At 52.2% G+C, this 22,672-nt stretch carries 27 protein-coding genes; 5 read left to right on the top strand and 22 right to left on the bottom strand.

Annotation, left to right across the window (positions count from 1 at the left end; all coding sequences use genetic code 11):
• Window positions 1-19 precede the first annotated feature (19 nt).
• The 14 genes from rcsA to fliF form a co-directional block, all read right to left on the bottom strand.
• Window positions 20-649, bottom strand: coding sequence for a transcriptional regulator RcsA (rcsA, locus tag ABD035_RS13840; RefSeq protein ID WP_343870792.1), 630 nt, complete (start codon window positions 647-649; stop codon window positions 20-22).
• A 289-nt stretch (window positions 650-938) separates the two neighbouring features.
• The gene (gene fliR, locus ABD035_RS13835) at window positions 939-1,709 is read right to left on the bottom strand and encodes a flagellar biosynthetic protein FliR (protein ID WP_343870791.1); all 771 of its coding nucleotides are present in this window, start codon (window positions 1,707-1,709) and stop codon (window positions 939-941) included.
• On the bottom strand, window positions 1,706-1,984 hold the full coding sequence (gene fliQ / locus ABD035_RS13830; RefSeq protein ID WP_212712764.1) for a flagellar biosynthesis protein FliQ: 279 nt from the start codon (window positions 1,982-1,984) through the stop codon (window positions 1,706-1,708). The genes fliR and fliQ overlap by 4 nt, the downstream gene beginning before the upstream one ends.
• A 53-nt stretch (window positions 1,985-2,037) precedes the next feature.
• On the bottom strand, window positions 2,038-2,778 hold the full coding sequence (fliP, locus tag ABD035_RS13825; protein ID WP_343870790.1) for a flagellar type III secretion system pore protein FliP: 741 nt from the start codon (window positions 2,776-2,778) through the stop codon (window positions 2,038-2,040).
• Entirely contained in the window at window positions 2,775-3,161 is a 387-nt protein-coding gene (locus ABD035_RS13820) for a FliO/MopB family protein (RefSeq protein ID WP_343870788.1), read from the bottom strand. The genes fliP and ABD035_RS13820 overlap by 4 nt, the downstream gene beginning before the upstream one ends.
• 2 nt (window positions 3,162-3,163) lie before the next feature.
• Window positions 3,164-3,553 carry a flagellar motor switch protein FliN gene (fliN, locus tag ABD035_RS13815; protein WP_343870787.1) on the bottom strand — a complete coding sequence of 130 codons (390 nt, stop codon included), beginning with the start codon at window positions 3,551-3,553 and terminating at the stop codon, window positions 3,164-3,166.
• Window positions 3,546-4,553, bottom strand: a complete 1,008-nt coding sequence (gene fliM / locus ABD035_RS13810) for a flagellar motor switch protein FliM (RefSeq protein ID WP_343870786.1) — start codon at window positions 4,551-4,553, stop codon at window positions 3,546-3,548. Before fliM ends, fliN begins: the two co-directional genes overlap by 8 nt.
• Window positions 4,554-4,557: 4 nt before the next feature.
• Complete coding sequence (gene fliL / locus ABD035_RS13805) at window positions 4,558-5,049, bottom strand: flagellar basal body-associated protein FliL (RefSeq protein ID WP_343871026.1); 492 nt, start codon at window positions 5,047-5,049, stop codon at window positions 4,558-4,560.
• A gap of 161 nt (window positions 5,050-5,210) precedes the next feature.
• Complete coding sequence (locus tag ABD035_RS13800; RefSeq protein WP_343870785.1) at window positions 5,211-6,413, bottom strand: flagellar hook-length control protein FliK; 1,203 nt, start codon at window positions 6,411-6,413, stop codon at window positions 5,211-5,213.
• On the bottom strand, window positions 6,404-6,853 hold the full coding sequence (fliJ, locus tag ABD035_RS13795) for a flagellar export protein FliJ (RefSeq protein ID WP_212712771.1): 450 nt from the start codon (window positions 6,851-6,853) through the stop codon (window positions 6,404-6,406). Before fliJ ends, ABD035_RS13800 begins: the two co-directional genes overlap by 10 nt.
• A complete protein-coding gene (gene fliI / locus ABD035_RS13790) occupies window positions 6,850-8,217 on the bottom strand; it encodes a flagellar protein export ATPase FliI (RefSeq protein ID WP_343870784.1) in 1,368 nt (455 codons plus the stop codon). Before fliI ends, fliJ begins: the two co-directional genes overlap by 4 nt.
• Window positions 8,217-8,951 carry a flagellar assembly protein FliH gene (locus tag ABD035_RS13785; RefSeq protein WP_343870783.1) on the bottom strand — a complete coding sequence of 245 codons (735 nt, stop codon included), beginning with the start codon at window positions 8,949-8,951 and terminating at the stop codon, window positions 8,217-8,219. Before ABD035_RS13785 ends, fliI begins: the two co-directional genes overlap by 1 nt.
• Window positions 8,944-9,939, bottom strand: a complete 996-nt coding sequence (gene fliG / locus ABD035_RS13780; protein ID WP_343871025.1) for a flagellar motor switch protein FliG — start codon at window positions 9,937-9,939, stop codon at window positions 8,944-8,946. Before fliG ends, ABD035_RS13785 begins: the two co-directional genes overlap by 8 nt.
• Window positions 9,933-11,624, bottom strand: coding sequence for a flagellar basal-body MS-ring/collar protein FliF (gene fliF, locus ABD035_RS13775; RefSeq protein ID WP_343870782.1), 1,692 nt, complete (start codon window positions 11,622-11,624; stop codon window positions 9,933-9,935). The genes fliG and fliF overlap by 7 nt, the downstream gene beginning before the upstream one ends.
• Before the next feature lie 217 nt (window positions 11,625-11,841).
• Between fliF and fliE the strand changes: the two genes are divergently transcribed.
• Window positions 11,842-12,150, top strand: coding sequence for a flagellar hook-basal body complex protein FliE (fliE, locus tag ABD035_RS13770; RefSeq protein WP_343870781.1), 309 nt, complete (start codon window positions 11,842-11,844; stop codon window positions 12,148-12,150).
• Between the two features lie 613 nt (window positions 12,151-12,763).
• Here the strand turns inward: fliE and ABD035_RS13765 are convergent.
• Entirely contained in the window at window positions 12,764-13,342 is a 579-nt protein-coding gene (locus ABD035_RS13765; protein WP_343871024.1) for an acyltransferase family protein, read from the bottom strand.
• A 101-nt stretch (window positions 13,343-13,443) separates the two neighbouring features.
• On the opposite strand from ABD035_RS13765, the gene ABD035_RS13760 reads away from it, so the two are divergent.
• The gene (locus ABD035_RS13760) at window positions 13,444-13,629 is read left to right on the top strand and encodes a hypothetical protein (RefSeq protein ID WP_343870779.1); all 186 of its coding nucleotides are present in this window, start codon (window positions 13,444-13,446) and stop codon (window positions 13,627-13,629) included.
• Between the two features lie 980 nt (window positions 13,630-14,609).
• Window positions 14,610-15,083, top strand: a complete 474-nt coding sequence (locus ABD035_RS13755; RefSeq protein WP_343870777.1) for a phosphatase domain-containing protein — start codon at window positions 14,610-14,612, stop codon at window positions 15,081-15,083.
• Window positions 15,084-15,267: 184 nt separating this feature from the next.
• On the opposite strand, the gene ABD035_RS13750 is transcribed toward ABD035_RS13755, so the two are convergent.
• Both ABD035_RS13750 and ABD035_RS13745 read right to left on the bottom strand, forming a co-directional pair.
• Complete coding sequence (locus tag ABD035_RS13750; RefSeq protein ID WP_343870775.1) at window positions 15,268-15,594, bottom strand: transcriptional antitermination N peptide; 327 nt, start codon at window positions 15,592-15,594, stop codon at window positions 15,268-15,270.
• A gap of 270 nt (window positions 15,595-15,864) precedes the next feature.
• On the bottom strand, window positions 15,865-16,515 hold the full coding sequence (locus ABD035_RS13745) for a LexA family protein (RefSeq protein WP_212712487.1): 651 nt from the start codon (window positions 16,513-16,515) through the stop codon (window positions 15,865-15,867).
• 1,067 nt (window positions 16,516-17,582) lie between these two features.
• Here ABD035_RS13745 and ABD035_RS13740 point away from each other — a divergent pair.
• Window positions 17,583-17,786 (top strand): ogr/Delta-like zinc finger family protein, encoded by a 204-nt coding sequence (locus ABD035_RS13740; RefSeq protein WP_212712641.1) that lies wholly within the window; start codon window positions 17,583-17,585, stop codon window positions 17,784-17,786.
• A gap of 1,292 nt (window positions 17,787-19,078) precedes the next feature.
• Here the strand turns inward: ABD035_RS13740 and proX are convergent.
• From proX to ABD035_RS13725, 3 genes are all read right to left on the bottom strand, one after another.
• Entirely contained in the window at window positions 19,079-20,074 is a 996-nt protein-coding gene (gene proX, locus ABD035_RS13735; protein WP_212712489.1) for a glycine betaine/L-proline ABC transporter substrate-binding protein ProX, read from the bottom strand.
• 634 nt (window positions 20,075-20,708) lie between these two features.
• Window positions 20,709-20,813: a small membrane protein YniD gene (gene yniD / locus ABD035_RS13730; protein ID WP_249213400.1), complete on the bottom strand. Its 105-nt coding sequence runs from the start codon at window positions 20,811-20,813 to the stop codon at window positions 20,709-20,711.
• Window positions 20,814-20,943: 130 nt separating this feature from the next.
• A complete protein-coding gene (locus ABD035_RS13725) occupies window positions 20,944-21,267 on the bottom strand; it encodes a DUF6388 family protein (protein ID WP_343870774.1) in 324 nt (107 codons plus the stop codon).
• Between the two features lie 184 nt (window positions 21,268-21,451).
• Between ABD035_RS13725 and yedD the strand changes: the two genes are divergently transcribed.
• Window positions 21,452-21,925, top strand: coding sequence for a lipoprotein YedD (gene yedD, locus ABD035_RS13720; RefSeq protein ID WP_343870773.1), 474 nt, complete (start codon window positions 21,452-21,454; stop codon window positions 21,923-21,925).
• Between the two features lie 36 nt (window positions 21,926-21,961).
• Here yedD and ABD035_RS13715 read toward each other — a convergent pair whose 3' ends face one another.
• The gene (locus ABD035_RS13715) at window positions 21,962-22,261 is read right to left on the bottom strand and encodes a hypothetical protein (RefSeq protein WP_343870772.1); all 300 of its coding nucleotides are present in this window, start codon (window positions 22,259-22,261) and stop codon (window positions 21,962-21,964) included.
• On the bottom strand, window positions 22,258-22,668 hold the full coding sequence (fliS, locus tag ABD035_RS13710) for a flagellar export chaperone FliS (protein WP_343870771.1): 411 nt from the start codon (window positions 22,666-22,668) through the stop codon (window positions 22,258-22,260). Before fliS ends, ABD035_RS13715 begins: the two co-directional genes overlap by 4 nt.
• Window positions 22,669-22,672 lie beyond the last annotated feature (4 nt).

Raw genomic sequence — 22,672 nt, 5'->3', positions numbered from 1 at the left:
CAGGGACACCGGCCAGCGTTCAGCAGCTGGTGTTCAGCCCGCCGGTCAGCGTCTCGCTGATTTTCATCAACTGATGGATCACCAGCTTATTACGCGTATTTATTTTCTTCTTAATATTCCCTTTATGTGAAGAGATTGTCTTCACTTTTATCTGCATCCTGTCTGAAATCTGCAGGGTATCGCAGCCTGACATCCACATCCGTAACATATCGGTTTCGGCCCGGCTGAGGGCAACCGGCTTAATGGCCTGCTTTCGCAACCGGCGCTGGTTATTCTTTACACTGTTCAGATGCGGGGAAAGCAGACGGTCCAGGTTTTCGCGTTCCAGCGCTTTGGAGGTGACGATAATGTTTTCCCGCAGATACAGGTAACCATTGAAGTGTCCGTTAGGCAGCGTCAGAAAGATAAAGAACAGAGTCTCCGGATGACGGGCGATGACGTCTTCCATCTCGCGGTTTTCAGGACAAAAATTATCCACACAGTGACCGGAAATAAAGACGAAGGAGGGCGTCTGTTGCCCAAGAATGTCACTGAAGTGTTGCGGTGTGTCTATTCCGTTATAGCATTGGCTATCGATACGATGGGAAAGCAGATATTCCCTCAAGCCCTGTCGGGTAAAACAACAAGGGTCAATGATAACACTTGACATACTGATTCTTCCTGCCTGGATCAATTATCGTTTCATGACACGCTAAGAGACGACTGATAATTATCATATCTGTCTTCTCCGCTGAAGGTCGTTACAGAATATCCGGTGTTAAAATATAAAACGCAAAATTTATTGCCAGGCCCGCCGGAAAATTACGGTCATAATAACGTCATCCGCAAGGCAGCTAACTGATTATCAGGGTGTTAATCTGCGACACCATCGGCATTGTTATCCTGATAACGCCTTATTTTAACTGAGGATATCAGTCCCTGACGTCGAGCACCAGTCATTATAGTAATAACTTTGTCAGCACACTGAATGTCTGGTTCATCAGCTGGTGGCTGTAAGAAATAAACCACGGAAATAACCAGCGACAGCTGAGGATCCCGAATGTCAGGGTCAGAGGAAAACCTATCACAAATACAGATAACTGTGGTGACATACGGTTCAGTAATCCCAGAGTCATATTCATGGTCAGTAATAAAAGAATAACCGGTAATGCGAGCCTGAGGGCACTGCTGAATATAAGCCCGGCCATATCACAAAGCCCGGTAAAAAAAGGTACCTGATGATAGTCGTTGCCGACAGGTAACGCGATAAAGGTCTCGGTCAACAGGCGCAGTAATACCAGATGCCCGTCAATACTGAGAAAAAGTAAGAGTGCCAGTGTATTCAGTATTCTCGCCAGCACAGAAACGGAGCCGTGACTGGCCTGGTCATAGAAAGACGCAAAAGATAACCCCATTTGCAATCCGATCACTTCGCCCGCCAGACGGATGGCCGCAAAGACCAGCGTCATCCCCCAGCCCAGCGCCATGCCCAGCATTAACTGGCAACATAATGTCAGCAAACCCGGCAGCGAGAACAGCGGGATCCCGCTGCTTTCGAGCAGCGGCGTGATCAGCATGCTGATGCACAGCGCCAGCCCGATCCTCACCCGGTTATTCACACTTTTGTCGCTGAGTATCGGCGCCGTGCTGAACAGCGCCAGAATTCGGCAAAAGGGCCAGAAATAATCACTGACCAGAGCCACCGCCGGGTACCCGGCAATGCCGGTCATCCTGCGCCGCTCCCGACAAACGCAATCGAGCTGAACATCACCTGAATGTAGCCCAGCAGCAGATTCAGCATCCACGGCCCCGCGACCAGCAGAGTCAGTGTGACTGCGATGATTTTAGGAATAAAAGAGAGCGTCTGTTCGTTGATCTGGGTTGCCGCCTGCAACAGGCTTATCACTAATCCGCTGATAAGGGCGGCCAGCAGCGGCGGGGTTGCCAGTGAGAGTGCGACTTTCATCGCACCCTGGCCCAGTGACATCACAGCTTCCGGAGACATTGACAGTTCCTTATGCAGTCGCCGGCATCGGATACCGTCCGGCAGGGGCAGGATCAATGGACAAAACTTTGCGCCAGTGACCCGATTAACAGCTGCCAGCCATCAGCCAGCACAAACAGCATCAGTTTAAATGGCAGAGAGATACTGGCCGGCGGCACCATCATCATTCCTAACGCCATCAGGACACTGGCCACCACCAGGTCGATGATCAGGAAGGGAATAAACACCGTAAAACCGATGCGGAAGGCGGTTTGCAGTTCACTGGTGACATAGGCCGGGATCAGGATCCTCAGGGGGATATCCTCAGGGCGTTTAAACTCCGGTTGTTTAGCCAGTTGCATAAAAAGCGCCAGATCCGACTCCCGGGTCTGTCTGAGCATAAATGCCGCCAGCGGTTTGCTGCCGGTTTCCAGTGCCTCACCGGCGGTGATCCGGTTTTCACTGAACGGTAACCAGGCCTGCCGATACACCTGATCCAGTGTCGGAGACATAACGAAAAAGGTCAGAAACAGGGCCAGCCCGAGCATCACCTGATTTGGCGGTGCCGAAGGCGTTCCCAGGGCATTACGTAACAGTCCGAGGACAATAATGATGCGTGTAAAACTGGTCATCATCAGTAATGCCGCAGGCAGCAGGGTCAGGGCACCGATAAAGACCAGAGTCTGCACCGGCAGAGGCCAGTCCGGGCTATTAATGGTCAGTGACTGAATGGGCAGGGTAGCAGCGTGCGTGGCAGCGTTTGCCAGCGCGGGGGTCGGAAGGGTGAAAGAGAGTAACCAGCGGGTCTGTTTCATTTGTGCAGCGCTCTTTTTTCCAGTAACGCCCGTAGCCTGTCGGCAAATGGCATGCCGGCCGCAGAGCCATCTTCCGTTCCCTGTGTCCCTTCCTCGGCCGGTAACGTATGAAGGTGGGTGATCTGTTGTGCGGTGATCCCCAGCAGTAACTGGCAATCCGGCAGCGCCAGTAGCACGATTTTTTCACGTGGTCCGACACTGAGGCTGGCAGTAATATTCAACGGGCCATAAGTCCTGCCCGGCCGTTGCTTTCTGATAAGCCACCCGACCAGTACCAGTAAGACGATGATCAGCAGGAGTGCGGTGGTGGTTTGCAGCAGCGGCACGGCAGAAAGTGCAGAACCGGCAGATGCGGTTTTTTCTGCGGGTAAGGTCAGTGCCATGGTCAGCGGCTCAGACGGCGGACACGTTCAGAGGGAGTAATAATGTCGGTGATCCTGACGCCGTATTTATCATTCACCACCACCACTTCACCCTGAGCAATCAGATAATTATTGATCAGAATATCCAGCGGTTCCCCGGCCAGCCCTTCCAGCGGCACAATCGACCCTTGCGTCAGACGCAGCAGCTCTTTGATTGTCATTCGCGTCCGGCCCAGCTCAACGGTCATCCGTACCGGAATATCCATGATCAGGCTGATGTCCTGTGCGCCTTCCGGCATCTCAGAAGAGGCAGGCCCTTCAGCGCTGTCAGCCACCGTCTGTTCCTCCATGGCTTCAGCCCACAGATCGTCTTCAGAAGAACGGATTTCTGAAGGGCGCTGGCTATCACTCATCGGTTTTTTCCTCGTGCAAAGATTGTAATATCGGATTCATCAGTGTCCTGACACGAAGCGCATACTGGTGATTAATGATCCCGTGATCGGCAGTGAATACCGGGACATTATCAACGTGCATCGTGACATAGGGCGGTTTATCTATGGGCAGAATATCCCCGCAGGACAGGGCCAGGATCTGCGACAGAGGCAGGGAAAGGTCGGCAAAATGTGCGGTCAGTTCCAGTTCGGAATGCTTCATCTCGCTGACCAGCGTCTCCCGCCACTGATGATCTTCCATACGCGAATTTTCCAGCGGCTGATTGACCAGCAATTCACGTATAGGCTCTATCATAGAAAAGGGGATACAGATGTTGAATTCGCCGACCAGATTGCCGATTTCAACCTGAAACGGCGTATTGACCACAATATCATTGGGAGAGGTAGTGATATTGGTGAATCTGACCTGCATTTCTGAACGTACATAGTCGATGGTCAGCGGGTAGATCCCTTGCCAGGCTTCACTGTAGCTTTCCAGCGCCAGTTTCAGCATCCGGTTGATCACCCGCTGTTCGGTATAAGTGAATTCGCGGCCTTCCACTTTGGTCGGAAAACGACCATCCCCGCCAAACAGATTGTCGACGGCGATAAACACCAGGCTTGGCGAAAAGACCAGCAGTGCTGTCCCCCGCAGGGGTTTCAGATGGATCAGATTCAGGTTGGTCGGAACCGGCATATTGCGGGCGAACGCCTGATACGGCTGGATATTAATCATCCCGACACTGATATCCGGACTCCGCCGTAATAAATTAAACAGCCCCATTCTGAACTGGCGGGCAAACCGCTCATTGATAATTTCCAGCGCCTGCAACCGTTCCCGCACCACCCGTCGCTGGGTGGAGGGATCATAGGTTTTGACGCTGTCTTCACCGGCTGACGCGGTATCTGCAGGGCCGTTGCCGGCGCTGTCACCGTTAAGCAACTGGTCGATTTCGGCCTGAGAGAGAATAGTATCCGCCATGGTGTTATCGCAGAATAAAGGAGGTAAATAAAACGCCTGTGATCGCCTGTGGTGGCTGATTACGGGTAAAAGGCGGTGCCAGAACCTGTTTGATTTCGTTGATCAGAGCCTGTTTTCCTTCTTCGGTGGTCAGCGCCTTCTGGTCCTGTCGTGTCAGTAACAGCAACAGGCGGCTGCGGACTTCCGGCAAATACTGATCCAGCCTTTCGCGGGTAGCATCATCCGGCAGACGCAGTGTAAAGCCGGTATAGAGCACCCGATCATCTTCCTCAGGGGATCCGTGAAGATTGACCGTAAAAGGCTCCAGTTTCAGAAAAACCGGAGTTTGTGCAGGCTGGACCCCCATCGTATTCGCCAACGGTGACGCCGCTGCTGACCCCGGATTTTTCATCCGGTAATAACTGTATCCGGCGATGCCGCAGGCAGAGACGGTGATCAGCAGAAGTATCGGTATCAGGAGGGAGGTTTTGCCGCTTTTTTGTTTCAGTGTAGCCATGAGTTTCATCAATTCCTGTGATAAACAGCGTTTCCGGGGAGAATTATCCTGAGTTCACCGGCAGCCAATGGCCGGAAAAGAGCCCATTTACGGCAGAAAATCCTGCGGAGTCATTAACGGTGGCTATCCCGGCGGGCAGCCACCGGCCGGGAATTCCCGGCTCAGGCGAAGAGATCGACCCCTGATATTGACGGCGGATGCCCCTGTAATGAGGGTTCGGGAGAAGGGTTGTGTCCGGCGAGACTCTCCGGTTCCTGCCGGGCAGCGGCTTTGGACTGCGGCTGGTCAGGTGAGTGATCGGACTGAGTAAAGCCGGAGAACGGAGAAGGGGGCTCACGCCCGATATGACTCTGCCCGAGGCTGATCCCGCTTTCGGCCAGCGCATGACGCAGATGAGGAAGAGCCGCTTCCAGTGCGCTCCTTACCTGACTATGGTCTGACATAAAGGCCAGGTCGGTCCTGTCATTATTCATCACCAGAGAAATTTTCAGGCTGCCCAGTTCACGCGGATGAAGCCGCAGTTCCGCGGTATGGACTCCATTACGCCGCATAAACAGAATCTGCTGGTCCAGCGGGGTCTGCCAGTACGACTGACCGTTAACCGGTGCAGAAAGACTGACGGCACTGCCGGCAGCGGGAGCATTCTCCGGCAGGCTTTCCGGTAACGGCCCCGGTGAAAACGGCGGTAGTGTTACGGTGCCGGGGGCCTCCTGCCGGCCCTGACGGATCCCGGTTGCCGGCGGCGATATCACGCCCGCAGGCAGGGAAAACGGCACATTGCGGGATGTCTCTGCCGTTGTTTTCTGTCGGGGGGTGATCGGCACACTGTTGTCATCCAACCGGTTTCTCCGGGGCGCTGACGTGGGCCGTGAGGACGGCCTGGCTTCGGGTGGGAGAGACGTGGCGGGTGGCCGCGCCCCGCCGGCGTGCTCTCCTGGCGCGGACAGAGGGGCAGGGAGCGGTAACTTTCCGCCAGGTCCGGCGTCGGTGGCGGGTTTTCCGGCCCCGGTAATCGCCGTGGCCGCTCGTCCGCGCAGGGCGCTGCCAGCAGCCTGTGCGGTCAGTGCCCGTAGCCCGCTCATATTCAGCCTGGAAGGTACGGGGGCACTGTCAGGCGTAACCAGCAGTATTTGCGGGGAAATGTCTGCCGGAGTGACGGCGGGTTTATGGTTTTTTTTGTTTTTTACCTGCGAGGCCGTTGTCAGCGCTGAGTCCGCCGGTACTCCGCCTTTACCGCTTAACTGTCGTACCTGCTGAAACAGTGAAGCAAAGAGCGGCGACGGGTTGGAGGGCTGAGCCTCTGGCGAATCCGGCCGGGCCACAAGCAGCTCCGCCGGAGATGTCGCATGATTAATTACAGGCATAACGTGCCTCCGGCGGATCGGCGGGATGAAAATTCATCGGTCTGCTTCTGTTCCTGACGTGCTACCTGTAACGCCTGCCGTTTTGACTGACGTTTCAGCAGGGTTTCCAGCGCATGCAGACGCTGTTTCTTTTCATGCCATTGCCGGCGGCATTGTTCCAGCTGTTGCTCACTTTGTTGCAGGACCTGTTGCTGTAGCTGTAATGAGTGCTGCAGAAAGGGCATAAACTGCTGATAATCTTTCCAGTGATTAAAAGTGATCCCCGGTAAGGCACGTTGACGGAGATGTTTCTGGTAATCCTGATGATAATTTTCCAGTAACACCTTCTGCTCAAACGCCTGCTGTTGGGCCTGTTGCAACCGGCCCAGCCTGACGGTCATCTCAGCCAGTGCTTCCCGGGCCAGGTCACAGACGGTTGTCAGAGCAAGATCGTTGTTCATTGCACATCCTCAGATGAAGTAAAAAGCTGCTGTAACTGTTCACAGGCTGACTGATAGCTGCAATGTTCACCCATCCCCTGCTGCAGATAGGCGGACAAGGCTGACTGATGAGCGATGGCCTGATCGAGCAACGGGTCGCTGCCGGCCACATAGGCGCCTACGCTGACCAGGTCGTGATTACGCTGCCAGACAGAAAGCAGTTGTTTACAGTAACGCGCCTGGTGCAGTTGCGATCCACTGACTAACTCATACATTACGCGGCTTATCGAGGCTTCAATGTCGATCGCCGGATAGTGACCGGCTTCGGCGAGCTGGCGGGAAAGCACAATATGTCCGTCCAGGATGGCGCGGGCGGCATCAGCGATCGGGTCCTGCTGGTCGTCGCCTTCCGTCAGGACGGTATAAAATGCCGTGACCGATCCCTGATCGGTATCACCGTTTCCTGCCCGTTCCACCAACGCCGGCAGGCGGGCAAACACCGAAGGCGGGTAACCCTTGGTGGCCGGGGGTTCACCGATGGCCAGTGCGATCTCACGCTGAGCCATGGCGTAGCGGGTCAGTGAGTCCATAATCAGTAATACGTGTAAGCCACGGTCACGAAAATCTTCCGCTATTCGCGTCGCGTAGGCCGCGCCCTGAAGCCGTAACAGGGGCGAGACGTCGGCCGGCGCAGCAATCACTACCGACCGGCGCAGCCCCTCCGCGCCCAGAATATTTTCGATAAAATCTTTGACCTCACGGCCACGCTCACCAATCAGGCCGACCACAATAACATCGGCCCGGGTATAACGTGCCATCATGCCGAGCAGAACACTTTTCCCGACCCCGGACCCGGCGAAAAGCCCCATACGCTGACCGCGCCCTACGGTTAACAACCCATTGATGGCCCGGATACCGGTATCCAGCACATGTCTGATCGGCGCACGCTGTAACGGGTTTAAGGGCCGGGTGGAGAGCGTCCCCTTGTCTGTATTTGCGGGTAAGGGCTGGTTATCCAGCGGGTGACCGGCACTGTCGAGGATCCTGCCGAGCAACTGTGGGCCGAGAGGTAATGTTTTACTCTGTGTCGCGTCCTGCTGTTCTGCGGCAAACACGCGCGCCCCGGGGGCCAGTCCGTCGGTTTCTTCCAGCGGCATCAGGAACAAACGATGTCCGCTGAAGCCCACGACCTCACAGATAGCCGGAGGGGCCGCCCGGCGTTCGACCCGACAGGAGGCTCCCAGCGGTAACGAGAGCCCGCTGGCTTCCAGCACCAGCCCGGTGGCCCGGGTGAGTGAGCCGCTGCGACGCACCGCGGACAAAGATGCGAGTGACTGCTCGAAGCGGTCCAGCTGTTGCGGCCAGTTCAGGGGAGATGAGGTCATCAGTAGGCTCCTGACTGCGCCCGCTGGCAGAGTGCCAGCCAGCGGGTTGACAGGCTGCTGTCAAGTTCACCGTCCTCGCCCTGTAAACGGCAGTCTCCCGGTCGCAGGGTGGCGTCTGCCACCAGTTGCCAGCCGTGTTCGCTGATTTGCGTACCGAATACCTGTTGCGCGACATCCAGATCCTGCGGGTGAACACGCAGGAAAGGCGTGCCGCTGAACAGCGGGTCCTGCGCCAGCAGTTGACGGATGTTTTCGGTAAGCAACCGCGTGTCGCAGGCGACATTGTCACCGCAAATCTGCCAGGCAATCTGCAACGCCAGCTGCAGTAATCGTCCCGTCACCATGCCATCAAACATCGCCAGTGAACGGGAGAAACCGGCGGCCAGTCCGGATAATTGTTGTTGCATCTCTTCCGTTTTCTGCGCGCTTTCCTGCCGTGCCTGCTGCAACGCTTCGTCGATGCCACGCTGGTGGCCCAGCATTTCCCCCCGGGCCATGCCTTGCTGATAACCTTCCTGCCAGGCCTGTTGTTTCTCTTCTTCCGTCAGTGACACCGGACACGGCGCTGAGGGTGGCGGGGCGCTGTGCCGGGGGGGAGCCTCCCCTTCAGGGGCCGGGGCGGGCGGCTGCGCGATGTCAGGTTGCGGGAGGCTGGCCGTGATAATTTCGCCAGTCAGATCAAATTCCTCAGGCTGCCAGTTCTTCCACAGCTCAGCCGCAGGGATATCAGACATAAGTTTCATCCGCACCTCCGATCACAATATAGCCGGCTTCGGCCAGACGACGGACAATCAGCAGAATGGCTTTTTGTTCAGACTCTACCGCAGACATACGCACCGGTCCCCGGCTGCTGAGATCATCACGCAGTATGTCGGCCGCCCGCACAGACATATTTTTCAGGAACTTATCGCGTAACGGCAGCTGTGCCCCTTTCAGCGCCACCAGCAACTGCTCGGAATCTACTTCCTGAAGCAAGCGCTGTATGCTGCGGTCGTCCACGTCGACCAGATTTTCGAACAAAAACATTTCATCGATAATTTTCTGTGCCAGTTCATTATCGAAATCGCGCACAGCTTCAATCACGGACTCTTCCTGCCGGGCATTCATCAGGTTCAGAATCTCTGCCGCGGTACGGACACCGCCCATTTTCGCCCGCTTGAGATTTTGTCCGTCCAGCAGGTTGTTCAGTACCTCAGTCAGCTCGGCCAGCGCCGCCGGTTGAACCCCCCCGAAGGTTGCGATACGTAACATTACGTCATGGCGCAGACGCTCATCAAACAGCGCCAGAATATCCGCAGCCTGTGACCGTTTCAGATGGACGAGGATCGTGGCGATGATCTGCGGATGTTCGTCACGGATTAAATCGGCTGCCGAAGGCGGATCCATCAGGTTCAGGGTATCCATACCGGAGCTGGTATCCCGTGTATCAAAGATATCTTCCAGCAGGCTGCTGGCACGTTCCTCACCCAGGGCTTTGATCAGCACCGAGCGCAGATAATCACTGTTATTCAGGCTGAGAGCAGAATACTGTTCTGCATCTTTCTCAAACTGCTGCAGGACCTGAGTCAGTTGCTGATGTGAAATCTGTTTCATTGCAGCCATGGCCGCACTGAGATGCTGAATTTCTCGCTGGTTCAGGTGGCGGAAAACTTCCGCTGCCTGCTCTTCGCCCAGCGTCATCATCAGGATGGCGCTTTTATCGGTACCGCTAAGAGTCATAATTCATTCCCCATCCATCCGCGGATCAGCAGGGCGACTATCTGAGGATCATTTTCTGACATCTCGCGTACGCGCTGGCTAAGGATCTCGCTGTTAATTCGTTGTTGTGCCTTACGTGCCGTCTCCTGCATGCCATTATCCTGAGGTTCCTCAGGTGGCGGAGTTGTTTCAGCTGCGGCATTTTCCTCGTCTCTGATCTGTTTCTGCTTATCAATGACTGGTCGTACAACTTTGCGATAGAGCAGAAAAGCGACCAGCGCCACGACCAGCCAGCGACCTGCAGAGATCATCTGCGTCATAAATTCCGGCTGCTCCCAGAACCGGCCGACCTTATCTTCATCGGGGGTGAATTGGGCATTGACCAGGTTCAGCGAGTCGCCGCGTTGTTCGGAAAATCCCATGGCCTCCCGGGTCAGCGCCTCGATCTGCTTCAGCACCCCGGCCGGCAGAGGGCGTGGGACGCCTTTGTCATCCTGCTGATAGTTCACCACCACCGCCACCGAAAGCCGCCGGAGGGTTCCACTGTTAAGCCGGGTATGCAGCACGGTTTTATCCAGCTCATAATTAGTGGTAGCGTCATGGCTGGATTGCTGATTGATCGGGACGGGATCCTTCGCCGTGGTGGTCGTTTTCACGGCCGGCGTGGCTGATTTCCCCTGCGCACTGGCTGCGCCAGTTGCGGGTACAGGCGTAGTGATGGGGGCCGTCGCGGCCGGTGACGGCTGATTCGTTAATGCCCCCGGAACACCGCCCGGTAATGCGCCCCCGTTTTGCTGATTGTCACTGGTCTGTTGCGAACGGATGGCTTTTTTATCCGGCGTCGCGTTGGGGCCGTAGCGCTCTTCCGTCTGTTCCTGACGGTCAAAGTTGATTTGCGCGGTGACCTGTGCCCTGACATTGCCGGCACCGACCATCGGTGCCAGAATATTCTCGATACGCTGGCGGATATTTCGCTCGACTTCGGCCGCATATTTCAGACGTACCCTGTCGGGTCCCTGACCGTTGAGACCGGGGCTGGTCAGCAGGTTACCATTCTGATCAATCACAGTGACATTACCAGGCGGTAGCCGGCTGACACTGCTGGACACCATATGCACAATGGCATTGACCTGACCGTCATCCAGTGCCCGCGCAGGGCGCAGTTCAAGCGTCACCGAGGCCGACGGGAGTTGTTCTTCGCGGATAAAGACCGACGGTTTGGGAAGAGCCAGATGGACCCGTGCCGTTTTTACGGCGGAGAGACTCTCGATAGTCCTCTCCAGTTCCCCCTCCAGCGCACGCTGAAAATTAACCTGTTCGCTGAACTGACTGATACCAAACTTTTCATTATCCAGTAATTCGAACCCGTTTGACCCGCCTTTCGGCAACCCTTGCTCTGCCAGTTTCAGACGCAACTCACGTACACTTTCGGCCGGAACCATCAGCGCACCGCTTTTATCATCCACTTTATACGGGACATTCATCTGATTCAGGCTACTGATAATCAGCCCGCCGTCCTGGTCTGACAGCGTGTTGTACAGCGCTTTATATTCCGGTGCCTTAGCCCACAGAGCCAGTACCACGACCAGTGCCACGGAGAGTGCTCCGGCAAAAATGACCGGGATCCCTGGCAGGGTACGTAGCTTTGACTGGAGTTGTTGTCGCCAGGCGTTAAATGATGAGGTAACGGTGGCCGGACTCAGGGTCATAGGATCTTCCAGTCGGCCCGAAGAGGATAATATTCAATTAACAATACGACATACTCCCAAAAAACACAGAAAAGTTGCGGAGAAATATCGCGCATTATTGACTTCCTTCCCGTGAATGATGGCTGAAACAGTCAGTATTTTAAGGGTTAGTTTTCCGCTTCATTCCTGTCGCAGCAGGGTAGATTATCAGGCTCATCGGGCAGAGAGGAGATAAGGTATGAATAGTCTGCTTCAGCAAATCGACCGCGGGATTACTCCGGTATCTGCCGGGACAGAGCGTCTGTCAGGCGTCGATACGCAGGCAGGGGAGTTTTCCGGCATATTGCATCGGGCGCTGAATAACCTGAGTGAACGCTATCAAAAAGCGCAAAACAAAGCAGAGGCGTTTGAAGCCGGTATCCCGGATGTGTCATTGAATGATGTGATGATCGACCAGCAAAAGGCTGCGCTTTCTTTACAGATGGGGGTTCAGGTTCGTAATAAACTGGTGAGCGCTTATACCGACATTATGAATATGTCTGTATGATGTAGTTAATATATTGTTTTAACTCATTAATTATTCATTGCTATTCCATCGTGGAACAGTATGGGACTAAAAATATTTAATTTTTCGTTCAGAGTCGCTCTCTGTGACTTCTCATTATCCGGCATCGCTATCCTGTAACCGTTGTCTGCCCTCCGGACAATGGCAGGGTGCGCTTCGCGCTATGCCGCGATCAGTATCTGTTCCTGCATCGGGTTACCCGCCGGTATAAAAACAGCTGCACGAGTAAACCTCTCTGACTGTTGTCCCTGCCTGGTCAAGGCTGCTTTCCGGACGATGGAGTGATTGCCTGTGGTGTGCGTTACCCCGATGAGCGACGACAGAATAAGAGTACGATAATCATCGTCCTCCCACACGACACCAAAAAAGGGTCGTCTGCGGGCGAGTGTTCCCGGCGGGTGCAGCGATCCCCAGGGGCTTCCGCTCTGACACTTTTCCCGGGGCCGGCATTATTCCCCGTACCGCCGGATAGCCCGGGATATCAGATCCTTTCTGAACATGAGGGGCTGTTTTATATCTCCGGCGACTCATCTAAGGGATAACGTCACCGGCCTGTCGACGAAAATGGTAACTCACCGGAGAATCAAATAAATTCTTACCCGGTAAATGTTTGTCTGATAAAGGCGGACACTCCGCGGTGATGCCGGAAGGTGTACAGGATTTTCTGTATTATCTGATGCTGAATCCGCGTCAGCAGCAGACCACAGGATAATGCTATCAGATATTTCAGAATAAAATGCATGCTGCTTTGACTCATGGAGAAATAAGTCACCACCGGAATATGCCAGAGATAAATCCATAGCGTGTTGGATGAAATAAAACGAATAATCTCTGGTGGTGATTGTTCTTTATCAGTGAACCGGTATAAAAAGTGATAAACCAGGCAGGTCATCGGGATAGCATAGGAGATAAAATAGAATCCGGGCGGATATTTATCATCCTGTAGATAGGGGCATGTGCCGTGAACCACTTCGCGGTAAACAATGAATCCCAGGGTGGTTGCGGTAAAAGTCACAAAGCAAAACATCCGTTCACTTCGCTGCATTGTCAGCCATTTGACACCTGAAATAAACATCGCACCATAGGTCAGTGACGGTATAATCATCTCCGTGATCAGATAATTAATCATATCCGTACTGATATTATCCCCGTGCGGTTGCAGGGCAGGGAGTATGCTGGCTGTCAGCAGAGAGTATCAGTACCACTATCGTCAGCCTAACGCCGGAAAGGTACTCTGACGCCCTGAAATACAGAGGAGACAGCACTGAGAGTAGAATGAATATTTTTATTATCCAGAAAAACCCAAACCCGCTCAAGGCTGCGGAGCTGATGATGGTCTGTAACGACACCAACGGATACAGGGAGGCAGGTTTTACAATGAAAAGAGCCAGGAAAAAAACAACTGAAATGCCCGGACGGGATAAACGAGCCTTTTTACTCGTGAAAGGGCATAAGATGTAAATTTAACTTTTTTTCCGCGCAGTAAAATATCATGCCGGAAATAAAAACCATCATCGGAACGTCAAACGTTCGTAACTGAAACAAAACGAGAGGCGGGGAAATAAGAGCGAAGATAATTAAAGCCATCCCTAAACAGCGCATATAATCAATAACAGGGTTTCTTTTTATTTCCATTATGACGTTATTTCCGGTGATAATATCAGCAGGGGATGTTACCGTATTTATCTGTGCCCTCGCCGGATGAGTATTTTTTTTTGATCTGCGTAGGGTAATTTTAATTAATTTATGGATGCCGGCGACCTGCATCTGAATATGACTTCACTCTACAGGCCGTTTATTGTTTTCTGACTACTGACTACTGACTACTGACTACTGACTACTGACTACTGACTACTGACTACTGACTACTGACTACTGACTACTGACTACTGACCCCTGGCAGACGACAGCAGCAATGATATCGCTTGCCGGATTTCTCCGGTCGGGCTGTCACTGACAGAGTATGCATAATTTTCGTCAGTCAGGGCGGCGGTCCCCCGATACAGGGAGGTAGCTGAACGCTATCCTGAAAAACCCGGGTGCTGACTTTATAACGCTTGTACCGAATCTGTGTTGCCAAAGGGGGAACCCGTTATCAGCAGGTCAGGTGTCGGGCACCTGAGTGCATGTCGCTCAACTGCTGTTAAATGTTTTCCGGTACAGCGTTTTACCCTGACGGTTGTCCGTCTGACGCGCCGGCAAAAACTTTTCTTAATCTTTCGGTTCATCTCTCCCGCCGGTCAGCCTTCTGCTGAGAAGGAGATAATTCAGGCTGCAGCGGCATCTGACAGATATTCAGTGAATGGCATCAGGCCAGCTGTTCACGCCGGAGATGGCTGCGAAAATGCTGTTCATCACTTGCAGGATGATGTAGATATCCCTGTTAACGACAGTTTCAGGGCAAGGGTAAAGGTACCCCGGCCTGTTGCGCAGGAGCTTATTTGAAAATTATTGTTATGGATCTCGATGGGGTTATTTGCGATAGCAGTCATCGGGCACATCTGGTGCCGCCGGAAGACAAGCGCCATTGCAACGAAGCATGGCATCCATTTGTGGCGGAATGCGTCAACGATGCACCAATTAATGCGGGTCTCACCATGCTGAACGCGTTACTCTGCAACTTCCCCGTTTTTATTATCACCAGCAGACAGGAAAACTTCAGTCAGCAGACCGGTCAGTGGCTGGAGGGCAGAGTCTGCGGACGCCAGGCTCCTGAGATTATATATCGCAGTAATGACGATCACCGTCCTCCGGCAGAGTTTAAACGTCACGCCGTACGGGATCTGAAGGCCCAGGGATACGAGATCCTGTTTGCGATTGATGATGATCCACAGATCGTTGAAATGTATCATCATGAAAAAATTGCTACTTTTCAGCCGGTTACCCGTTGTTCTTCGGTGGTACTGACTCCGTAGTCACAGAGAGATGACGCCGGCTCGCCGGAACGGATGTGTTCTCCCGGAGGTGACATCGGGACTGTCATGACCCGGCGGACCGGAGGCGAAGGGCTGGCGGCAGGTCAGCGCTACCGCTGGCGATTTCCCTGTAATGTAAGGGTGCCGGAGTCTGCGGAAAGAAGCGGTTAACTTCTTAGTCATCCTATGCAGGGGCCGGCACGTTCCGTCGTTTTTCCCGTGCCTGACAGGTGATAACGGCGGAGGCTGGCGGTGACTGTCTTACCGGGCGGGTCCGGGGCGCGAAGGTCATGGCATAGGTCAGCATTTTCTGCCGGTACAATTGTAACTGTTCCGAACCGGCCGGCGTTATCGCACGTTCGGTATTCGGCCGTGTTTTGCGGCTCAGTGACAGGGAAGGGGAAGGGCGATGCAAAAGCTCTGTACTGTTACTGGCATCGCTTTGCAGCGCAGCACGGCGCTGGCGACGCCTGCCTGCGGCAGAGCCGTTAAAAGGGGTTTTGCGTGTCACTGTGACCTCCTGAAAATCAGATTTGCGAATTTTGCCGGATAGCGCTGAAGATACCGCACCACCGTCTGCAGTCAGACCGTGCCATGGGGTGTATCCGATCAGTTCAGCCGCGACGAGAACTTGTTACAGGAATAACTTAAGTAATCTTAAGTCATGGTGCAACTATTATTTTAAGTAAAGGATTATTCAAAGTTCCGGTTAATTTAAGAAACCGTAAAATCAGCGCAAAAAAAACCCGCCAGTGGCGGGTGGATCCGGACTCCGGGCAGTTTATCTCCGTCGCCGGTATTTACGATGCTCCATCATGGTGCCGACAATGCGGATTTCCGATGAATCGGATCGAAGTACCGGATAATCATCATTCAACGGAACCAGTTCAAAAACTTCATTGCCAGCGATGATCCCGCGGGGGCGATATTTTTTGAATAACGCTTCATCTTCACCGTTTTTTGCAACAACAAAATCCCCGGGCAGCGGGAAAACATTGGGATCGATTACCACCGCATCCCCTTCGCTGAATTCAGGCTCCATAGAGCAGCCTTTTATAATCAGGGTGAATGCGGATGACGATAAGTCCAGATTCGTCTGCAAGTACTCTATGTTACCCTCCAGGCTCCTTATCGACGACTCAGGGGTCCATTCTCCCGCCTGAACGTAGCTGATCACAGGAATATGTCTGATATCAGCATGCGCAGGCTCGACGTTAGAGGCGGAATTCTCTCCATAGAGCAGAAATTCAGGTACACACCCCATTGCCTGTGATAGCGCAATCAGATTCTCCCCTTTGGGACTGGTTTTATCATCTTCCCATTGTGAGATAGCACCGCCTTTCACCCCGATTTTACTCCCGAGGGCGGCCTGAGTGAGCCTGAGCTCTTTTCTGCGCTTACGGATACGCATGCCGATGGTTTCATTTTTCATATTAAGTTATCTTAAATTATCTTGACTTAAGATTCCTTCATCTTTACATTTAAAGAAAACTTAAGATGAGGTGGCCGGAGACAAAATTACGCAGCTTCATCACAGGAGGACCCGGTCAGCAGACTCTGTTTGCACGGCATCTGGTGATCCTGCCCGGAGGAAAGATAAAAAGATAACCTACAGGATTTATCTGCTCTTTAACAACGGCTTCCGCCTGCGTCGCTGAAAAGCGAAATCTATCAACGCCGGGTCCGGGCTTCTCTGACCCTGCCCGGCGAGTGCCACGGAGAAGGCTTCTTTCGCCTTCACAGACATTATTTAAGCCTGATGATTATCCTGGTGATAAAAATAAGCGGCATAATACTTTCATAGCTCTTTGTTTTCAGGGAAAGTATTTTCCGATGCGAATTGTCTTTAAATACAACAAATCAATAAGTTGGCATGTTAATAAGGTTGACCCGGCCCGCTTTTGGGGGTAGATATAAGGGGCCGGCGACGACACCCAGAAAATACTGAGTGGGTTGCCGGGGGATGTTCCCCATGATTCAGCGAATTACCGGGTGCATCTGGTTTGCTAATATTATCCACCCCGCTACGGCGGGGTTTTTTTTCGTCTGTCCTCTCCGGGCCTGAATTACGACTTCCTGTCGAAAATGCTTTTTCTGCCTGTCTGTGTTTTCTTACTTTTTATCTGCGCACGCCATAGTGCTGAATAAAGTACTCCCTGTGAACCAGCCCGGGTCTGAGCCGGGTGTGAATCCATGCCTGTGTCGGCCTGACAGCGGGGAGTTCTGTCCGTCCATCGCCCTGACGGTGAAGTTATCCCATCACTGAGCTGATTTTCCCCGCCGGGAGTCTTTTTTTAACAACGACCGGCATAGGCCAACTGCCCGTATGAGGTATGCCGGCCACACGCACCGTGGGTATCACCCCGTAAAGGAATCTGATAAATGGCCGGTCACACGATAGCGGGCCGGTTACCGGAGGTTGCTGTTACTGACCGACCGCCGGAAGTCTGAATCTTCCCCCGCCAGTGGGGTTTTAATTGAATAAAGAAGGAGAGAATGATGATGCGCTGCCCTGTCTGCCGGCAAAATTCGCATACGCGAACCAGCCGTTACCTGACCGAAACTACCAAAGAAACGTACTACCAGTGCCGGAATATAGATTGCTCATGCACATTCAAGACCATCGAAAGTCTGGATAAAATGATCACGGCTCCGGCAATCCCGGCTTCAGCGACGGGTACCCGGCCCGCAGGCTATGACTGAGGCTTAAAGAGCGGATAAATGCTTTCAACGTCTGCAGAGGGCAGGCCAGGGGAAGCATACATGTCCGCCTTATCTTTCATGGCTGCAATGAAGAAATAGTCGCTATCGTTTAGCGCTAATGTAAACAGCAGAATATATTCACCGGCTGACTTCGTTTGGATAACGCAGTCCCTGCCTGTGAGTCCTGGGGTAAGCGGGTAGGTGAACGGTGCCGGACAAGGATAACCGATATCTGCAGCAGTTATCGGCCTGATAACGTGTGTTTCATAAGGCGTCTGTTCCATACCCAAACGGAGTGTGGTTCCGCAGAACAATGTATCGGTTGAACTGCGCGGTATGCTATCTGGCAAAAGAGAAGGGAGAGACGAGAGCAAGTGTATATTTAACCCGGATGCTATTTCCGGATCACGACGGATATCCGGGCCAGAGAACAATATTTCGTCGAAATCCTGATCGCAGAATTAAATACAGAATATGAGACGAATTTTAACGGGATGAAATGAATTTTGCCACGAGGTTATAATAATTAACCAGTTTCTGATGCTTTTTTAGTTTACTTTCCTGTCTAAAGTATTTGTGAGTGGTTTTTGGGGAATTAATCTTTGCTAAATCTGTTTTTTTCCTTATTATCCACACCGCAATCAGAATGATTTTTGGTATTTTTTTTGGGGGAAATATGTTAAAGCTCGAAGATGTTCATGGTAAGCCACTGATAATAAATAAATTAAAAGTTGTGAAGGTCGAGGGGTTTGGTAATAAAACCCGAATTTTCATCGAAGGTCAGCCCCTTCCGGTGATAACGAATTATAATTTTAACGAGATTTCAGAAATGATGTTCGGGAGCGGAAACGTTAACTGAATAGACTTCAAGTTAACTGCTGACATCGGAGTACATCTAACGCGATTAGCGAGATGACTGACAGAATAAAAATAACGGAAGGGATTCCCCTGAAATATATATTTGAATCAGCGTGTTCATCCGACGGTCACTGCCTTAAAGTCTGCAGACAGCGACGGACAACTTCGGGAATAACCTGCTTTTAAATTCTTCTGCCTGCTTTTTGTGGAACAATAGAGCACTCATCTTTCTGTCGGAAAAAAGTCAGCAGTAGTCTGTGTCTGTTTTCATTACTAAAATCGATACATTACCGGTCGCCCTCAGTGCCGGAATGCTTTTATTATTCTGACGTTGCCAGCCGGGTAAGTCACTGCGGTGGACTTCGGGAAAATACTCCTGCCGTGAAGACTCACGACAGGAGGCGGGGGATGCTGCTATCCCCCGGGGCGGAGGATTATTGTTTTGCGGCTTTTTCTGCTGCTGCAATCCAGGAATTAAATTCGGCCTGGTGTGCTTTGATCCATCCGTCAACCTGTGCTGAGACATCCGCACTGGTATTTTCACCATTATGCATGCTCATGTTTTGCTGGCTGATATCCTGTAACGGGATCTTCATGACGCTAAAGAGTTTTTTGGCGGCCGGGTTTTTATCAGCCCAGGCTTTATTCACCAAAATATTTTCGACGTTGACATTGAACCCGTAGTTTTTACCATTCGGTAAACGTGTATCTGTATTTGGCTGACCTGCAGGGGCCGCAGAAAACGGTACTGTCAGCCAGACGACATCTTTACCTGGCTTCAGGATATAACTCACCCAGTAAGGCGTCCAGGTATAATACAGGATAGGTTTTCCTGCTTTATAGCGGGATATCACGTTGGCAATCATCGCTGAATAGCTGCCCTGATCCTGTTCCACGGTTTGACTCAGGCCGTAGGCTTTAATCTGGGCGTCGATGACTTTACCGCAAGACCAGCCAGCCTCACATCCGGTCAGCGAGGCTTTACCGTCACCGGTATCATCAAACAGACGGGCAATTTTAGGATCTTTTAATTGCGAGATGTCGGTGATGTGATATTTCTCAGCCGTCTTTTTATCAATCAGATAACCCTGGGCTGCACCGGTAATATAAGGGCCGGCACGAAAGAAGGCTTTACTCCCACCGGCGGAATTATACATATCGCTTTGTAACGGCTCCCAGTCGACGGTCAGGAATGTGGCATCCCCTCTGGCCACCGAAGCATAAGCTACGCTGTAGTCGACTTCCTGAGTTGGCTTAACATCATAGCCTAATTTAGCTAACGCACGGTTCGCTAATTCAGTCTGGAACGATTCCTCCGCCAGCGGACTTTTTACCGCCTGTACAGAAATTCCTTTACCCGGAAGATCCTGTGCTGCTGCAGTTCCGCAAAGAGAGAATATTAATGCAGGGAGAATTATTTTTTTATTCACATGTGGCTCCTGTTGTTCAGATCTTATTTACGCTAACAATCCCTGGCGCGGAAATCAAATTTAATTACCTCAACCCCGCGATGCAGATAAATATTCTATTTTTCCCGAGGAATACATGATATCCGCAAACAGGATGGGCTTTTTAAACAGGCAACGGGGCAGTGAATAATACCCTGGAATATTCCTCAGCTTATTATCACCAGCGGAAGTAGTTCCGGCAGTAATATCGGCCAAATATCATACGCTATACCAACTAATAGTTAACCTTCAGGAAAAGGCGTTTCTCCCGGGAAACCGTTGGCCTTGGGGGGCAACGCTTGAAATTAATATCATGACAGAATATCGTTTTTCTCTGCATTATTTCATGAAATGAAATTGAATACGCCGTACAGAAGATAATCCGTATCTCTGCAGGGAGGGCCAATATCAGAAGCGGATTTGATCATTTAACGCTGCAGAATAATCTCCGGCATTTTTCCGGCAGATTCATCTGGTAAAAAAGGGGGGGTGACCAGGGTATTATTCTGCAATAAGAGCAACGCTGCAGAACCTGTGGGGGATATGTGCAGACTGGCAGGCGATGTATGTTGCCTGACAGATAACCGAATCGTGGCAGCAGGGGGCAGGCCCGGGGTTATCCCCAAATCATCGCAGCCCAGCGCAACATCAGCAGACCCAGACAGATAAATACCAGAACCAGTACCATTTTCCCGTATTTTTTACTTCGGTGATTTGCCATTCAGCGAGTTCCCGGTGGTCAGTTTCAGACTGAGGTTTACAGTATCAGAAGCGATCATAACAGACAATCAACAGAACACAGGGGATAGCTTTCCCCTGTGTTTTCATACTGCTTATCTGGCAGCTATCGGTCAGAGTTCATTTTTAATCAGAAACTCTTCCCAGGTCATACCCAGCGCCTCAGCATGACTTTTCAGATAATTCTCAATCGCTGTGGCTGCCACTTCTTTATCCGGCTCCGCCAGCTGGATAGAAAAGATCATCCCATCCAGTTTTTTCTGACGCAGAAACGCGGCATAAATACGTTCGGCCTGAAGCGCACGATAGGTTTCAAGGTCCATACCCGCTTGTTTTGCTTCTTCTTCTGTGATTTCGTTCAGGGCATGAGTAAAGTCAGGATGAGCCGAGAAAAACATGTCGCGGGCAATCACATAATATTGTTCAGGCGTTTTCATAGTATTCTTCATTGAATCAAACATCACGCAATTGTATCTGCTCTGTAGACGAATGTCAGGGTAAATTCAGGTAATGCAGGCGGATTCACTGCGGGATATTTGCAATTCGGGGGCTGCAATAGCATGAGGACGCTATATAATGTCCGCGTAACAGGTATCGGTGACGGGTTAACAGAGAAAGTATATGAAAAGATGGATGTTATTACCTTTGCTGGCATTAGCTGGCTGTGCGCAGATTGATAATTACCCGCAGGCCGCAAAAGTGCCGGCACCGTCGGGGTTGGCAGGAGTCTGGCAAAGTGACGGTCCGCAATCAGCGCTGGTCAGTCCTCAGGCAATGGCCTCTCTGCTGATCAGCCCGCAGGGAGATACTCTGGATTGTCGCCAGTGGCAGCGGGTGATTGCCAAGCCCGGAAAGTTATCGAGGATTGATGATGAACTGGTCAATATTAACCGCCAGCTACGCGTGATGCCGGTCATGGTGATAGACGGGGTCATGCACTATGATGGTCTGACCCTGAAGAAAGTCAGTCAGCCGACCGGTGAGTGCCGTAAAGCCCTGTCAGAATCTAAAGATCACCCTAAGCAACCGGTCATTCAGGATATACAGCCGGCCCTGATGCAGAACCATTTTGCGGATGGCAGTACCGCCGGTTAAGTGATGTGACCTGTCTGACATACAACGGCAGGTCAGTTACACCGAAAAATAGGCTTTAGCCACCCGTTGCTGCTGCCATGTTTCCCGAACGTTCAGGCCGGTTGTGTGCCTGGCGTCTGCGATAAGGCGGGTGAGTGCTTCATGGGCCTGCAGCAATACCTGCTGTTCACCCGGACTTATCGTGTCACCGTTATTGTCCGTCACCGGACAATGCATGGTCAGTTGCTGGTATTCCCTGACCAGTGTTTCCATCTCCGGCCAGCGTTGTTCTGAAGCCAGTTGCTGTAACTGCTGGTTCAGAGAACTGACCCTGACCAGCCAGCGCCGGGGGCTCACAGGGAACCCTCCTGACCACTCTGTAATTGCAGACTCTGTTTCCACCCGCTGGTGATATCCTTCAGCAAGCGTTCTGCTTCACTGACTGCTGCGGCATCGTTGTGCAGACTGGCCTGCAGTAACCGGAATACCATATAGTCATACAGCGATATCAGTTGCGCTGCCAGCGGATCTTCACGCCATTCCAGCAATGGCCCTTTCAGGCCATTTTCGATGATATTCATCGCCCGGGACAGGGCCGGGCCTTTACCTTTGATGTTGCCATCATCGATATACAGGCGCGCCTGAGCCAGTGCATTGAGTGCTCCCTCAAATAACAGGGTGGTCAGTTGTGACTGACTGGCACTGAGCACCGCACTTTCCACACTTATCGTTGCGTAAGCATTGGCACCGGTCATGCTTTTCATGCGG

The sequence above is a fragment of the Tatumella terrea genome (assembly GCF_039523755.1).
GTDB lineage: Bacteria > Pseudomonadota > Gammaproteobacteria > Enterobacterales > Enterobacteriaceae > Tatumella > Tatumella terrea.
This window is presented reverse-complemented; position numbering and strand designations above follow the sequence as displayed.